18 protein-coding genes are annotated in these 14,948 nt (G+C 33.4%); 13 read left to right on the top strand and 5 right to left on the bottom strand.

All coding sequences use genetic code 11. The features are described 5' to 3' along the window. Positions 1–2: 2 nt before the first annotated feature. On the bottom strand, positions 3–170 hold the full coding sequence (locus tag ACW8TM_RS07180; protein ID WP_491532607.1) for a ribbon-helix-helix domain-containing protein: 168 nt from the start codon (positions 168–170) through the stop codon (positions 3–5). Between the two features lie 105 nt (positions 171–275). On the opposite strand from ACW8TM_RS07180, the gene ACW8TM_RS07175 reads away from it, so the two are divergent. Continuing rightward, positions 276–1,061 carry an RAD55 family ATPase gene (locus ACW8TM_RS07175; protein ID WP_491532606.1) on the top strand — a complete coding sequence of 262 codons (786 nt, stop codon included), beginning with the start codon at positions 276–278 and terminating at the stop codon, positions 1,059–1,061. On the opposite strand, the gene ACW8TM_RS07170 is transcribed toward ACW8TM_RS07175, so the two are convergent. Further along, positions 1,053–1,805: a TrmB family transcriptional regulator gene (locus tag ACW8TM_RS07170; protein ID WP_491532605.1), complete on the bottom strand. Its 753-nt coding sequence runs from the start codon at positions 1,803–1,805 to the stop codon at positions 1,053–1,055. The genes ACW8TM_RS07175 and ACW8TM_RS07170 overlap by 9 nt on opposite strands. Positions 1,806–1,889: 84 nt before the next feature. On the opposite strand from ACW8TM_RS07170, the gene tes reads away from it, so the two are divergent. Further along, entirely contained in the window at positions 1,890–3,368 is a 1,479-nt protein-coding gene (tes, locus tag ACW8TM_RS07165) for a tetraether lipid synthase Tes (RefSeq protein WP_491532604.1), read from the top strand. A gap of 77 nt (positions 3,369–3,445) precedes the next feature. Further along, on the top strand, positions 3,446–3,868 hold the full coding sequence (locus ACW8TM_RS07160; protein ID WP_491532603.1) for a hypothetical protein: 423 nt from the start codon (positions 3,446–3,448) through the stop codon (positions 3,866–3,868). A 91-nt stretch (positions 3,869–3,959) separates the two neighbouring features. Here ACW8TM_RS07160 and ACW8TM_RS07155 read toward each other — a convergent pair whose 3' ends face one another. Beyond that, positions 3,960–4,265, bottom strand: coding sequence for a hypothetical protein (locus ACW8TM_RS07155; RefSeq protein ID WP_491532602.1), 306 nt, complete (start codon positions 4,263–4,265; stop codon positions 3,960–3,962). Between the two features lie 163 nt (positions 4,266–4,428). On the opposite strand from ACW8TM_RS07155, the gene ACW8TM_RS07150 reads away from it, so the two are divergent. From ACW8TM_RS07150 to ACW8TM_RS07115, 8 genes are all read left to right on the top strand, one after another. Then, entirely contained in the window at positions 4,429–4,914 is a 486-nt protein-coding gene (locus tag ACW8TM_RS07150) for a hypothetical protein (RefSeq protein ID WP_491532601.1), read from the top strand. Positions 4,915–4,936: 22 nt separating this feature from the next. Beyond that, a complete protein-coding gene (locus ACW8TM_RS07145; protein ID WP_491532600.1) occupies positions 4,937–5,497 on the top strand; it encodes a hypothetical protein in 561 nt (186 codons plus the stop codon). Between the two features lie 114 nt (positions 5,498–5,611). Further along, complete coding sequence (locus ACW8TM_RS07140; RefSeq protein WP_491532599.1) at positions 5,612–7,393, top strand: type II secretion system F family protein; 1,782 nt, start codon at positions 5,612–5,614, stop codon at positions 7,391–7,393. Then, the gene (locus ACW8TM_RS07135) at positions 7,393–8,172 is read left to right on the top strand and encodes a hypothetical protein (protein WP_491532598.1); all 780 of its coding nucleotides are present in this window, start codon (positions 7,393–7,395) and stop codon (positions 8,170–8,172) included. Before ACW8TM_RS07140 ends, ACW8TM_RS07135 begins: the two co-directional genes overlap by 1 nt. Positions 8,173–8,177: 5 nt before the next feature. Then, positions 8,178–8,645, top strand: a complete 468-nt coding sequence (locus tag ACW8TM_RS07130) for a DUF7266 family protein (protein WP_491532597.1) — start codon at positions 8,178–8,180, stop codon at positions 8,643–8,645. Position 8,646: 1 nt separating this feature from the next. Continuing rightward, positions 8,647–9,771: a hypothetical protein gene (locus ACW8TM_RS07125; protein ID WP_491532596.1), complete on the top strand. Its 1,125-nt coding sequence runs from the start codon at positions 8,647–8,649 to the stop codon at positions 9,769–9,771. Further along, positions 9,753–10,166 carry a hypothetical protein gene (locus ACW8TM_RS07120; protein ID WP_491532595.1) on the top strand — a complete coding sequence of 138 codons (414 nt, stop codon included), beginning with the start codon at positions 9,753–9,755 and terminating at the stop codon, positions 10,164–10,166. Before ACW8TM_RS07125 ends, ACW8TM_RS07120 begins: the two co-directional genes overlap by 19 nt. Further along, a complete protein-coding gene (locus ACW8TM_RS07115; RefSeq protein ID WP_491532594.1) occupies positions 10,163–10,918 on the top strand; it encodes a hypothetical protein in 756 nt (251 codons plus the stop codon). The genes ACW8TM_RS07120 and ACW8TM_RS07115 overlap by 4 nt, the downstream gene beginning before the upstream one ends. On the opposite strand, the gene ACW8TM_RS07110 is transcribed toward ACW8TM_RS07115, so the two are convergent. Beyond that, the gene (locus ACW8TM_RS07110; protein ID WP_491532593.1) at positions 10,915–12,051 is read right to left on the bottom strand and encodes a hypothetical protein; all 1,137 of its coding nucleotides are present in this window, start codon (positions 12,049–12,051) and stop codon (positions 10,915–10,917) included. The genes ACW8TM_RS07115 and ACW8TM_RS07110 overlap by 4 nt on opposite strands. Positions 12,052–12,139: 88 nt before the next feature. Continuing rightward, a complete protein-coding gene (locus tag ACW8TM_RS07105; RefSeq protein ID WP_491532592.1) occupies positions 12,140–13,732 on the bottom strand; it encodes a type II/IV secretion system ATPase subunit in 1,593 nt (530 codons plus the stop codon). A gap of 179 nt (positions 13,733–13,911) precedes the next feature. Here ACW8TM_RS07105 and ACW8TM_RS07100 point away from each other — a divergent pair, with 179 nt between their 5' ends. Next, positions 13,912–14,457 (top strand): archaellin/type IV pilin N-terminal domain-containing protein, encoded by a 546-nt coding sequence (locus ACW8TM_RS07100; RefSeq protein WP_491532591.1) that lies wholly within the window; start codon positions 13,912–13,914, stop codon positions 14,455–14,457. An 84-nt stretch (positions 14,458–14,541) separates the two neighbouring features. Continuing rightward, on the top strand, positions 14,542–14,948 hold a 407-nt coding region (locus ACW8TM_RS07095), incomplete at its 3' end, for a pyridoxal-phosphate dependent enzyme (protein WP_491532590.1).

The following is a 14,948-nucleotide window of genomic DNA, read 5'->3' as shown; positions in this document are numbered from 1 at the left end:
TCTTAGCTTAATCCCCTCATAGTTCTTCTTCTCATACTTATTTCTCGTCTTAAAAAGTCTCTGATTGCAACTCTTATAGCTTCACTTCTTGAGGGATATATTCCGAGTTTAACTAGTTCATCGATTAATTCCACATATATTTCTGGTATTTTCACCGTGATGATCTTCAATTTTCACACCTATAATTATAATTTTATCTTTTTCTAATCAAATCTTCGGTTTGCGAATCTTAAGGGTTTTAAGTATATTTTTACAAATCCATTTTGGTGAATGGGTTGGATGGATCATTAGTTGTTTCAAGGGTTAATACTGGTATTCCAATTTTAGATAAGGCTTTACCCGTAGGTATTCCTAGAAACAATATGATAATGATTGTTGGCGAAGGTGGAACTGGGAAATCTGTCTTCATGTTACAGCTTCTTCATGAGAGGCTTAAACAGGGAGAGCCTTGTATTTTTATGTGTTTTGATGATGCTCCACTGGCTATTGAGCAGAATTTTACTTCTTTTGGATGGAGCTTGAATAAATATGTTGAGATGGGTTTATTTAGGTTTATTGACTGTTTTTCCTTTAGGATGTCTCCCGATAAGACAAGACTTCCATCCTATATAACTTACGTTGAAAATCCTAGAGACCTACATAAGTTAACCCAGATTTTCATTAGCACTATGGATCGAATGAATATGAATGGTAAGGGTGCTGTTTTCATAGATTCTTTAACAGAGTTATTATCTATAACTGAGCCTGCAACTGCTATTGATATTGTTAAGACTTGGAGAGCTGAAGCTGCTAAGGAGCGGTTGGTGACTGTTTTTGCTACCTTTCATTTTGGAATTAAACCTTTCGATGACTTGGAGCAAATTTTAGAGTATGTCGTGGATGGATTGATTGACTTAAGGTATGACCCCATTATGATGCAACAGGGTATTTTGGTTAAACAGTTTAGAATTCGCAAGATGAAGGGTGCTAGGCATGAGACTAAATGGTTCACGTTCACTGTGAATGAGGAAGGAATAAAGCCCTTAGCTGTTAAGTTTGAGCATGGAAAGTCTTCACTTTAAATTTTTTGCATCTCTCCATAAGTGGTCAAAATAAATTTTTGCTAATTTGACGAGTTCACTATGATTAGACCATATTGCTAGTAAACCTTCATTATTTCCTCCCAGTAGAATTAGCGCTTCTTTTTCATCTACTATTAGTCCTCCTCCAAACATGCCTCCTCTTAATTTTACCTCTAGATTCATACTGTCTATTTTTTCAAGTTCAGTTGTATTTTTTGATTCAGTTAAAACCTTAATTTCTAAACCTTTTAAGGTAGCATTTCTTATGTTTTTGCCGAGAAATCTGTATAATCCGTTAATTCCTCTAGGTATTGCAATTTCTATTTCTTTAGATGCCTTTTCAATCATTTTTCTTGCTTTCTCTATTATCATTAGTTTTCCTCTTAGTATTATTACATCTGGTTTTTCTTGTACTCCCATTCTTTCGTATAGGGGTTGTAATTCATTTATTATTTGAGAGCTAATGCTTTTCAGTTCATTTTCAATTTTGCTAACTGAGATTTTTACAGCTTCTTTTGGCGGTTTTGGCTTATATTTTTTAGGTTTTCCTTCTTCAATTATTATCCATCCTTTCTCCTCCAGCCTTGACAATATGTCATAGACTTTAGAGTAGGGTATTTCAGAGTGCTTGCTTAACATATTCGCTGTTAATGTTCCTCTTTCAACTAATGTAACATATGCTCTTGCCTCATACTCGGTTAAACCTAGCTTTCGTAATCTTTCAATCATGCCTCTAAATTTCATACTTTTCACCGTTTGAAGTGGTGGAGAAACTTAAAATATAATTTCTAAATGAAATTTAAATACTTACCCTTATAGGTGGTATAAATGAAAGTGCTAAGAAAGACGCAGAGTCTTTGTCCATTTTGCATGAAGGTTTTAGATGCTGAAATATATGTCGATGATAAAAATGTTGTAAGGATTAGAAAGTCTTGCCCTGAACACGGATTTTTTGATGAAACTTACACCTTTTCAGATTATGAGCTTTATAAATGGGCTGAAAAATATGCATATGATGGAACTGGTATTGAAAATCCATTGACAAGTGAAGTTAAAGGTTGTCCATTTGACTGCGGTATATGTCCAAATCATAAATCACATACTGTTTTAGCTATAATTGATGTAACCAATCGGTGCAATATGAAATGTCCAATATGTTTTGCAGCAGCTGCTCAGGCAGGATATGTTTATGAACCATCACTTAAACAAATTGAGGATATGTTAAAAACTTTGAGGTCTATTAAACCTGTTCCTCCTCCTGCCCTACAGCTTAGTGGCGGTGAACCAACAGTTAGAAGTGATCTTCCAGAAATAATTAGAATGGCTAAGAAACTCGGCTTCGAACACATTGAAGTTAATACTAATGGCCTAATTCTAGCTGAAAATATTGACTATTACAAATCCTTGCTAGATGCTGGCATGAGCACTATTTACCTTCAATTTGATGGTTTAACTGAAGATATTTACATTAAGCTTCGAGGTATGCCTTTATTTGAGAGAAAACTAAAGGTAATTGAAAATGCAAGGAAGCTTGGCCATGAAAGTATTGTATTAGTGGTAACTTTAAGTAAGGGTGTTAATGATCATCAAATAGGTGATATGATTAAATTTGCAATGGACAATTCTGATGTAATTAGATGCTTAAATGTTCAGCCGATCTCATTTAGTGGTAGAGCAACAAAACTTGAGAGGGAGCAAATGAGAATAAATACTTCTGACTTTATGAAGCTAGTTGAGGAGCAGACGGATGGATTAATATCAAGATGGGATTTTAGACCAGTGCCATGCGTTGTTCCAGTTTCAAGGGCTGTAGGTGCATTAAAGAATAAAAATTATGTTGAGTTCACTACTAGTCCCTTCTGCGGTGTTGCAACCTTCCTTGTTAACAAATCTGAGGATGAGTGGGTTCCTATAACGCGTTTGGCTGATGTAGATAGGTTCTTCGAAGCCATGAATAGAGTGTATGAACATGCAAGTAAAGGTAGGAAGACTAGAGCTTACATGAGTGCTATAGGCGCATTGAGATATGTGAAATTTGGATTGCTAAAAGATTTAATTTGGCCAGTATTGAAAGAGGGTAGTTACAAGGCTCTAGGAAAATTCATGCGTAAAATTGTAATGATAGGATGTATGCACTTTATGGATGTATGGAACTTCGATTTACAGCGAGTTCAGCGATGTGTAATTCACTATGCATTGCCAGATGGTACAGTTAGACCATTCTGTACACACAATAGTATCCACAGAGAGAGAATTGAAAAGGAACTTAGCATATCCACACAATTAATTGGTATACCAAAGGAATAAAATAGTTACAAAACTATACAAATAAAGGTAGTATTTAAATAACTAAATATAGTTAACATCTAGGTGGAGGTTAGGTCTTGGTAACTGAAATGAAAACCTTCAAAACTCTTGGTGAATTGATAAATATGTTAGATGGAGAAATCGAGAAGACAAAAACACTATTAGAGCAATACATGAGTGTTCTTGATGAAAAGAAAGTAAAAATTGAAAGAATTCAAGAATTAACTAAGTCTCTGGGAAAATTACTTGGGAAAACACCTGCATTACCAATGTCCCAAGAAGTCGATATTATGGGATTAAAATTTATAGTGAATCCGTCTCCTCAACAAGAAGTTGAAGTATTAGAGGAAATAATCAAGAATTTAAACGATAAATTAATTGTTTTACAAAAAATTAAAAAGGCAATTGAAACCTTAGGAATGTCATTAGAGACAGAACTAAACCTAATAGTTACTTTTGTAAACGATATTCCCACTAGAATGATAATGAAGTTAGACTGAGCTCCACTTAATACTTCACCTTATTTGACTTTAAATTGTTCAAAGCATTATAAATACAATTACAATTTTGTTTAATGTTGATTATCTGTCTCTATTTCACTGCTTGCTTTACACATGGAGGTTTTCTTATGTCAGATATTTTTTTATCTAGCTTAATGCATCTTTTAGTAAACTCTGAATAATAGACACATGTTAAACAATTTTTTTTCCCGGTCTTAACTACTTGAAGAGGTTTTGTAGTTAGTATTGGTTTATAGTATTTACATAATCCAAAGTCTCTATAACAAGGGAAAACAGTTGTTGTTACATTTCTCTTCAATTGTTCACAAAATACCATGGGTAGTTCAATATATTCATAGTCACCTCTAATCTTTTTAGCATAGGGGCAAATAGGCATGAATGCACCTGCCTATTATAAATAACTGGGCATCCGATTTAAAAGAATTGTCCACTATAAATCAACACTTGAGGAATATATCAAATTTTCTAGATAATTAAATCAAAAAATCTAAATAGAAAAGTAAATTTAAGTATAAACTAATAATAATTAGTTGATAATTATGTCTTCAACAGGAAAACTAGTAGTAGTGACGCCAATAGTATTTCTGTTAATTACAGCATGTTACGTAGTCATACTTGCTACACCGTATCTTTCATTTTTCAATATAGAGCTAAACTCGACATATGTAACATGGTATGAACATGACCAGCAATACACGTATGAAACTCTTCATGGTACTCAAACAATCACTATGTCGAGTTTTTGGGAAATAAGGATAGTAATACGGAATAAGGGTTCAATAGCGGCTAAGATAAATGATATCTCAATAAATAACAAACCAGTTGGAAAATTAGTTAAGTGTTTTTTAAAGAAGAAAGATAGCAATGTTTTAAGAGATGTGTTCAAAACTATTGTAAATCCAGGCGACACTATTCATGTCATAATATTACTTCCGTTTAACGGTGAATATAATCATGGAATGATAGTTAAAGTAAAAGTAGTAATACAGGCAAAAGAATTAGTTTCAATGCTAGTATTACCCTAAATCCCTCTCCCCCTAGCTCTTCTTGAAGTCTAAGCTGTTTTGTCCATTAGTTTTATATACTTTTAAAGAGATATTCCCAACAGTAGCAATGTTCCAGCAAAGAACAATAATACTGATTCCAATAATTGCATTGATAGGGTCTGCTTTAATGGTAGCATTTCACATTTCACAATCTATATCGTATGAAGATCTAAAAGTAATTTCCAACTATGTGATCTGGCATAGTAACTATAATACCTACAAGGTAATCCTAAAAAATGGTAGTATTCAATCAATAACTCTTTCAAATTTTTGGGAAGTTGCAATAAATGTTAGAAATGATGGGACAAGTGATGCCAATATTGTTGACATAATAATTAACAGAAAAAGCTTGATTTATTATGGAGGTTCTATAATTTGTTTGTTTATTTCCGGTCCTAAAATGCAATATCTCTCAAGTGAATTTATTGTGAAACCAGGTGAAAATGCAAGAATAGTATTATTGATAGATTCGAAGGGCTCAAAATTGTCTCATGGTGAAATTGTTGAGATAAGAATTTTAACGCAATCGAGAGAAAAAGTTATTGTTTTATGTTTGCCTTAATTAAGTGATTTATAATAGGTTATGTCTAAAGTTTAGTTGTGTTACTAGATGATTGCTAGCAATTAAGAATATATATGTAAAAGAAAATTACTATGTAGATATGATGGTGCGACTATGGGTCTAATGGATTTCATATACAAGTATTTTGACTGGGTTGGTACTGGAGTTTTAAGAACGTATCCCAATATTCCAGATGATGTTAGATCTTCGGGTATGCGTATTCATTATGAGGTTTATGCTGCCTTGACAGGTTTTATATTTACCTTGTCGGTAATCTGTAGTATCTTTTTCATGTTACTTCTCCTTTTCTTAAGATTCTCTCCTGTCATTACGATTGCAGGTGCATTTATTGCTGTATTTATACCAGTAATTGTCCTTATTTTTATGAGTTTAATTTTTCCCAAGTTAATTGGTGCTAGTAGAAGTGCTACACTTGAGCAGGAGATTCCATATGCGGTAGCATACTTAAGTGTGATGGCTACTGGAGGTATATCGCCATATGTCGCATTTGAAAGGATAGGTTTCTCAAGTATAATTTTTGATAAAATTTCCCGTCTAGCTCTTAGGTTTGCTATTCTTGTTAGAGCTATTGGTTGGGATCCATTATCTGCATTTGAAGATATTGCTAGACGTAATCCTAGTGCTATGCTCAAAGACTTAGTATTGGGTTATGCAGCAACTATTAAGGCTGGAGGCGATGTTGCTGAATATTTAAATAAGAAGGCTAGAGACTTATTTAGTAACTTAATTGTTAAGATGCGCGCGGCAGGCGAGAGATTAGCTATAATCCTAGAGTCTTACTTAGCTGCAGCATTACTTATTCTACTGGCTTTAAATGCCATGTATTTAATCAACTTATCAATGGGTGTGATAAGTCTTCCTGGACTGGGAGGTACTAGCTTATTTCTTCTTTCATATGTCCTTTTACCTTTCATTTCAAGTGCAATTATTTACCTTGCAGATTTGATACAATATAAGGAACCTTGGATGGAATGGAAGCCATTTATTGTTTTCTTTGCTGTATCTTTTCCACTTCTGTTGTTTTTTATTCTGACTATGGTTGCTCCATTTTATTTACCCAAAAATAATCCATTATATCTTTTGACAAAGCCTTTCCATAGTATCCCAGAGAATATTGTCTTATTCTTTGGCATTGATCCAGCTTATACTTCTAGTATCGGTTTAAGTATTGCATTTATATTGTCGACAATTCCAGCCGCCATTTTTGAATATATCTTCCTTGGTGAGCAGAGACGTGTAGCTATGGGCGTTACAAAATTTCTCAGGGATCTAGTTGAGGTAAGGAAAACTGGTTTATCACCAGAGCGTTGTATAATAGTCTTGTCAGCAAGGGATTACGGAGCATTTACAAAGTATTTAAAGAAAATTGCTGGCCAATTAGCTGTAGGATTATCATTGAAAAAGATTTATGAAGGTATAATTAGAAGAATTAAAGCTTGGAGAGCTAGAGCTTTCCTGTATATTTTAACTGAGGCTATTGAGATTGGTGGTGGTAGCCCTGACACTCTAGAGAACATGGCTTGGTTTGCTGAAATGACTGAACATCTTGAAAGAGAGAAATCTGCTTCTATGAGGACCCTTCTTATAATTCCATACATTGGTGCTATAACTTTAATTATGACAATTGTTTTGATGACTTCTTTTATGGCTTCTCTAGCATATGGTATTGCTGCATATAGAAGTGCCATTAAGCTTATTGTACCTGCAACGATTTTTAACATATATTTGATGGGATTAATTGCTGGAAAAACTTCAAGTGGAACTGTGGCGACTGGGTTTAAGCATGCAATATTTCTAGTCTTTATATCCTTTATAGCTCTATGTATTTCGCCAATACTTGGGACTGTGGTGCTTGGCATTGTAGGTGGTCCTTGATGTTAAAAAATAAAGCTCAAGCTCATCCAATTTCAATAGTAATTATTGCATCAATTTCCGTAATACTCATCTCACTACTGCTCAACTATGCAGTATATACACTTGAATCTGTTGTGCAACAAGCAGAATTTGAACAAGCTAAAAATTCGATGAAATTATTGGCTAAGCAAACTATCAATACTATTCTAACAGGAATTAAATCAGAAGTTAAATTTCCAAGTAGAACTGTTAGGTTAAATTTTATTTCCACAGGTAAAATTTTAAGTTTAATTGTTACGATAGATGCTAATGATTATTCCTATCAATTGGATGATAATGTCTTGTTAATTTCATGTTACGGTGGTGAGTATGCTTCTAAAGAGAATAGCATAATTTATGGTTCTACTGCTAGTATTGCATTTGTAAATGATATTTACTCCTTACCCTTAATTCAAACATCATGGAATATAGATGTAGGGCGAGTTATTGCTAATTTAAATTTTTCTCGAGTATTAGTAAATGTATACAACTTTTCTAACACTTCAACGATTGTTTTTGAAGTTGTATATATTAAGCCTTCATGGCAAAGTCCTGAAATCTCTGCTTCTCAAGATGTTGAGATAGTATACCTTGGCTCTTCTAATAATCTTCTTTTTAGTGGAAATATAGCTGATTCAACTGTAACATTTAAACTTTATCAAGATGGCTTACTTTTAGGTGAGCTGTCTAGATTTATATCTGGTTCATATAATGTGGTTATCTATATAGTTACTCATAATGTAATTTTTAAATTGAGGTGAGTATTTTGCCCCATTCTCCCGTAACTGAAATTATAGGTTTCATATCACTTACAATTATATTCGTATCTATTCTTATAACCTCCTCAATTATTGTTAATGATCATAAAGAGAGAATTACCCGAGAAGAACTTGAAGCTATTGGAAGTAGTGTTAAAGGCCAAATTCTTCAAGCAATTACTCTAGCCAATAAGTTGATTGTAAACAAATCTATACTGATAAGATTAGTAATTCCTGATAAATGCGAACTTGGTCATTATATTATAGTACTTAGTACCTATGGAGGAAGAGCAATCTTGAATCTTAAACCAGTGCTTTCTCCTAGACCTAATGTAACTGTGATATTACCCTTATCAATGGAAGCTTACATCTTTCAACAGTCAACTATAACGAGTGGTGCAAAACACAATTATATTAATGTCACATTAACTCCTCTTGGCATACAAGTCAGATTAGTATATATCAGGGGGAGATAAAGTGAGGGAACCCATAGAATACACTATCTTAACCGTGGTGGTGATTTTGCTTTTCATTGCAACGAATAATATTCTTTTTGGAATGGTTTCACCTGTCAGTTTTAGGGCTGAACTAGAAGCTAGATCAATACTAGAGAAAATAATGTTAACTCAAGGATATCCAGTTAATTGGCCAGAAAACATTGTTTTAAATAGAACTATTAGTGACTTGGGACTAAGTAGCGATCTGCCAGGATACATTGATAAAAATAAAGTTAACATTATAACTTTTAGATATCTCGGATCAACTATCTCAACCATTCCCAACCCAATATTTTTGCCTCCCGAGAGTATTACAGATATCTGGATACCTCTTCAAGAAAGGGGCTTCATCTTAGAATTCACACCATTAATTAATATTACAATTACTGTTTCTAGTGATCAAATTGTTATTCAAGCTTATACTATCAATGGCTTTAATATAACTTCAAAAATAAGTACCAATGTTATCGTTGTAAGTGTATCTGATGTTAATGGCGTCAATGTAGCTCTATATGAAAATCAAACCATTATAAGTGGTATTGAAGGTGAAGTAAAAGCTGTTGTTGCACTTGTATATTTTGGGTCTATATACTCACTTACTTATTGGACTGATGGTTTAACAAACTGTGGAGTTGTAATTGGAAGGTATTTAATTTCTCCAGTAAATATTACATCAAGTAGTGTAAAACTTTTGCAAATTTATTATAAAAAACTTATCATAAACTATCTTATCATAAACTATGATATTAGGGGTAGAAGAAGAACAATAATAGTTACTAATCCTCAAAATTTCACTATAGATGTCAACTATACTTATTTGTCTTATAGAAATGGAGCATATATCTTCAAAATTGGTCCTTCTAAATGGATTGGAGGTGTAAGTGATGAAGTTGTTTTACTAATCGCATATGATGCGAATTCAATATACTCAATTTATTTAACTTACCCAGCTCCCATTCTTACTAATATGGGTTATCTAGATATCATTAATTTGAATTATGGAAGCTTTCAATCGCCAGTTGAGTCAGCACTTGCAAAAAGATCAGTGAAAATCGGCTTTTTAGATTATGAGATGAGGTTATACTTATGGAGATCTTCAAGGTAAAAAGAGGTCAAATAAGAATGGTAAGTGCTATTATAGCATTAGGATTACTCATAGTTTTCACAATAATATCTCTTAAGTACTTAAATGTTATGGAGTCATCTATTTCAAGTGAACAAACACTGTTGAAAAGAGGATTAGAAACTATAAAGATGGCGGCTATTTCAGGAGCAATAGATTTGTTTTTACAAGGTGATTCATCTTCTTTAATTATGATTTTCAATCAATCTTTACCTCCCCATGTCATTTATAATTTCACTATATATGATGAAACACTGAATCTTCAACTATATAATTCAAATAATTTTGATCCTGAAGTAACTATAAATTATGTTTACTCGAGTTTGAAGTTAAAGAGAGTTTTTGTTATAATATTTAAGTTAAGGGTGAGAGGATGAAGGGGAAGGGTCAGCTTGTCATATTAACGGCAGTATCTTTAATAATCATGATAATAGTTATGTCCACAATCATAACGATCGGAAATATTAGAATTAGAAGTACTCAAGAACTTCCTATACTTACTCCTATCACAAATGCAATTGAAGATTTTCCAAGAGTCCTAACAATAGCGCTTGCAAAGGCTTCAGAAGTCTATTATAATACGAGGTCACTAAATAGTGCATATGATACTGCTTCATACTATATTTATGATTGGATTAATTCTTTTAGAGAAACTAATGCTGGTAAGGGGGTAGCCACCTATGTTGAATTCGATTTGGATTTCAGATGGGGTGAACAATCTCCCTGGAAATCTGTCATAAATGCTAATTTAACTATAAGCGCAGAACCATTAGGGATCGACACTATATACCTAAACTATACTATTGGAGTTGTAATTAAAGATCTCATATTTATTGGTGATGAATTTAATCTTACAGCTATTTCTCTTGATAGAAATATTGGAGTTCCTTTAAACCTCGTGTATGCCGATATATCCATAGAAGTTGCTGAGAGGGGACTTAATGTGGAACTCCCTATTGTTGTGATACTCTATTGCTATTATGGCGGCGGTATTAATGGGTTTAAGATAAGACCATTTCCTGCTTGGGGGGAAATGGAGATAGAAATTGAAATTTTAGTGGAGTATAATGATATTTTAGTGGAGATTAGAATGGAAATTGAAGCTGGAGAAGAGGAGGAAGAGGGTTAAACCTTTTTTATTTTAATTTTTACTGGTAGTTTTATTCCTAATTCTTCCATAATCCATTTTGCTTCATCTGTTAATTTTCTTTTTACGGTTTTTATGTTTGCTTTTTTCAGTCTGAAGCGTTTTATCTTTATTTCTATTTTAAAATTTATTTCATTGTTTAAATCTATCTCTAACTTTTTTAATTCATATCCTAGTGTTTCAAGGACTTCTTGAAAGTAATTGGTTGCTTTTTCATGTATTTGATTTAACTGTTTTTCAGCTTTTTCTAATGGTGACATTTCCTCTTCTATAGCTTCTCTTAAAATTTCTTCTCTGATTTCTGTTTCCATTTCTTCTTTTCTTTTTTCTCTGGTTCCTGTTTCTATTCTCTCTTCAAGTATATATGTTGGATCGATCTTTACATCATATATTAAAATATCAAAAGATGAGTATTCCCCAAGGAGTGTAGGGTTTAACATTATCCTTAAGGCTGGTATACCGATTATTACTTCTTCAGGTTTATATGCTATGGCTGCTAGTACTGTTCCCCTTTGTGCTAATACTTCCATAGACTTCCATAATTTAGAACCATAAAGTGTTGCTATTATATATCTCGTTCCCCCTATACTATCAGCTATTTCTGCAGATATTACAGCTGATAAGCTTCCAACAGTTGATGCCCTTTCTGCTCTTGCATTTAAGTGTATACTGTTTATTATTAATGCAGTTTTACAAGTTATGTTTAATGCTATTTTTTTACTAAATTCTTCAATTTTTGAATGAGTTGCTGGAATTTCTGTAGTTATTGGCGTTATCACTCTTATTTTTGCATTTGGCATTTTCTTTAAGTCATCTTGGACTTCTTCTGGACTTAACTCATATACTTCTATAAACCCCGCAGCATTTTTCATGGAAAATAATAGTTCTTGCCAAGCTACGTCACCTTTAAGTTCAATATTTTCTTCAATTAGAATTGCTAAAACTGGTGTACCCTGCATTAAGTCAATATAAATTTCGAGACTTCTTCCTGGAAGAATTAATAGTCCCTGTAGTCTAACTGTTGCTTTTTTCTCTCTAAACTTTTTAATTATTTCTGTTAGTGGTTCTTCAATTAAATTTATATAGTCGATTATTTTCCCCTTTTTAGGTAACAATTACTAATACCTCTCTCTACTGATGTAGAAGTTCTATAACTTAGATTGTTTTTTAGGTTAATTAAATTAACTTTCAGTATTATGGCTTCTACTTTCTAATTTCTTCCATCTCCCTTTTCGCTCTTTCATAAACTCCTTGAGGGTCAAAGTAGTATTGAAATATATACTTACTTACATCCCATACGTCATATATTCCCCTAACTTTTAACCATTTTAACACTTCGGCTCTTCTGAGAATTTCCTTTTTAAGTTCACTTACCGATATCGCATACTTCTCTGCTATTTCTCTCATAAGTATTGAATTATCCAAATCTACTTCATGATTATCAATTGTTGGATCCCATTTAACTATCAATCTGTAATCATCATAGTCTGCGACTTCCTGTATCGTAGTTACTCTTCTTACAACTCGCACCAATCCTGTTTTAGTTCTAGTGGTTACTTTTTGTATATGTGCGAATATATTCATCAACCTCATATAGGTGGGAGGTATGTTCATTGGCGGTGAAGTTAGCCTCTTTATCGCATAGTCTAGTGTCTCAGCATGGATAGTTGATAAACCACCATGTCCAGTAGCCATTGCTTGGAATAGTACAAATGCCTCGCTTCCTCTCACTTCACCAACTATTAAGTAGTCAGGCCGGTATCTTAAGCTTAACTTGACAAGGTCGAAGAGCTCTATTTCTCCAGCCTTTGTACCTACTGTGTATCCAGGTCTAATTGTCAATTGAACCCAGTTTTCATGTGGTAGATTTAATTCTGGAATATCCTCCACTGTAACAATTTTCATTCCTGGTTTTATGAATAGGCTAAGAGCATTAAGTAATGTGGTTTTTCCAGCTCCAGTTCCTCCTGCAATCATTAATGTTTTACCATGTTCAAGCATCAACCAAATATATCCTGCTACAATCTCATTTATAACACCATAAATTATTAATTCAACAACTGAAAATGGTTTTTCCCTGAATTTTCTGATAGTAAAGGTGGGTCCCTTCGGAGAAACTTCTGTTCCAAAGGTTGCAGCAAGCCTATGTTTTTCAGGAAGCATTGCATCTAGTACAGGATAAGCTAATGAGATATGTTTCCCAGCCATATGTGCTAATTTAAGAATGAACTCATTAAGATAAGCCATATCTCTAAAAATAATGTTGGTTGGAATATTTTCATAGCGTCTATGCCAAACATAAACAGGTCTATTGACCCCATCACAGCTAATATCTTCAATATAAGGATCTCGCATCAACGCATCAATTGGTCCATAACCCAAAAGATTTCTTTCAACATAGTAAAGTATTCTTGCCCTTCTCCCTCCAACTAGATTTAATTTGCTCCTATATCTATCCGCTATTCTAGTCAATTCTGATTTGACAAATTTCCTCAGATCTTCAAATGTTTCAGCTGGTCTAAGTTCCTCAACGAGTATATCAATCAACTTTTCAAATGTATCTTTCTCTTCCTCGCTTAACTTATACTCTTCAACATAATAGGATATTGCTCCCCCCTCTTCAGGAATTGAAACAATACTAATTTTAGCAAAAGGTTCATAAACATAGTAAGACTCAATAACCTTATAACTTGACTTTAAAGGCAAAATATCAATAGGCTCCCTTTCTAAAGTAGCAACAATATCATGACCAAGTTGACCTTTTCTCCTCCGCTTCCAAAACTTTATTTTGACCATTAACCTAACCCTCACACCTTAAAAACACTTATTAAGAGAATTATATAAACATTTATTCATTTTCACTAAAAAAGTTATCAATTTCCCATTAAAATCCATACTATAACCAGTTACTAAAACAAAATAAATATAAATATCATAAAAATAAATATTTAAGCTCGAAAATATGTTGAGGTGTGATGATGAAAAATTTAGATAAGCAAGGTATATCCCCAGTTATAGCAACAGTAATAATCGTTTCAGTAGCAATAGCAATAGCAGTAGCAGTTGCATTCTGGATGACAGGCATAACAGGTCTATTCACAAGATACGAAAAAATAGAAATAACAAACGCATATGCCGTATGGGATGATTCAGTTAACAAATGGATTGTCGTGCTTCAATTAAGAAATTCTGGTAGCGACGCTGCTACCATTGACGACATCTTTATTAACGTTAAGCCTAGTGGAGCATACGGCAATAAACTCGACATATACAAGGGAGATGGAAAACTTTCCCCAACTAGTGAAAACGAAGTCAATGGAACTGAAAATGTAGGGTTCACCACAACTCCAGTTGATTTTGCAGGTGGTGATACTGTTTCACTAGTTGCAGGTGCAGAATTAACTTTTGCAATAATTATAGAAAGTCCAACTACATCAGGTTTTATACATGGCCAAAGTATTGAGTTTAAGATTCATACTGTTGCCGGTAAAGAGTATCCGAAGACTGTGGTTCTGCCATAAGTATCTTGCTGAGAATTTCTCTTTTCTTTTTATTTTAGGGTTAGTATTTTAAAACTTGTTTCTATATTTTTATTGGTGTTTGAGTTGGATGTTGATGTGAGGTGTACTTATTGTGGATTTATTCTCTCTTCTAAAGTTCCTTTAAATGTTTGTCCGAGGTGTGGTGGTGCGCTTTTTATTGATTTTGACTTGAATAGTCTTGGGAAGTTGGTGTCTCGTTCTTTTTTGAAGAGTAGGATTGATAGTTTTTGGAAGTTTTTTGAGTTTTTACCCTTGTCTTCTCGTGATTTTATTGTTTCTTTGGGGGAGTTTTATACTCCTATTCTTTCTTTACCGAGTGATTGTGTAGGTGGTTTTAGGAGTGTTTTTGTTAAGGATGATGGTAGGCTTCCAACTGCCACCTTTAAGGCTAGGGGTATGAGTGTTGCTGTTTCCTGTTTAAGGGAGCTTGGAGTTAAGAGTGTTGTTATTCCGAGTGCTGGTAATGCTGC

This window comes from Candidatus Culexmicrobium sp. (genome assembly GCF_058356305.1).
This window is presented reverse-complemented; position numbering and strand designations above follow the sequence as displayed.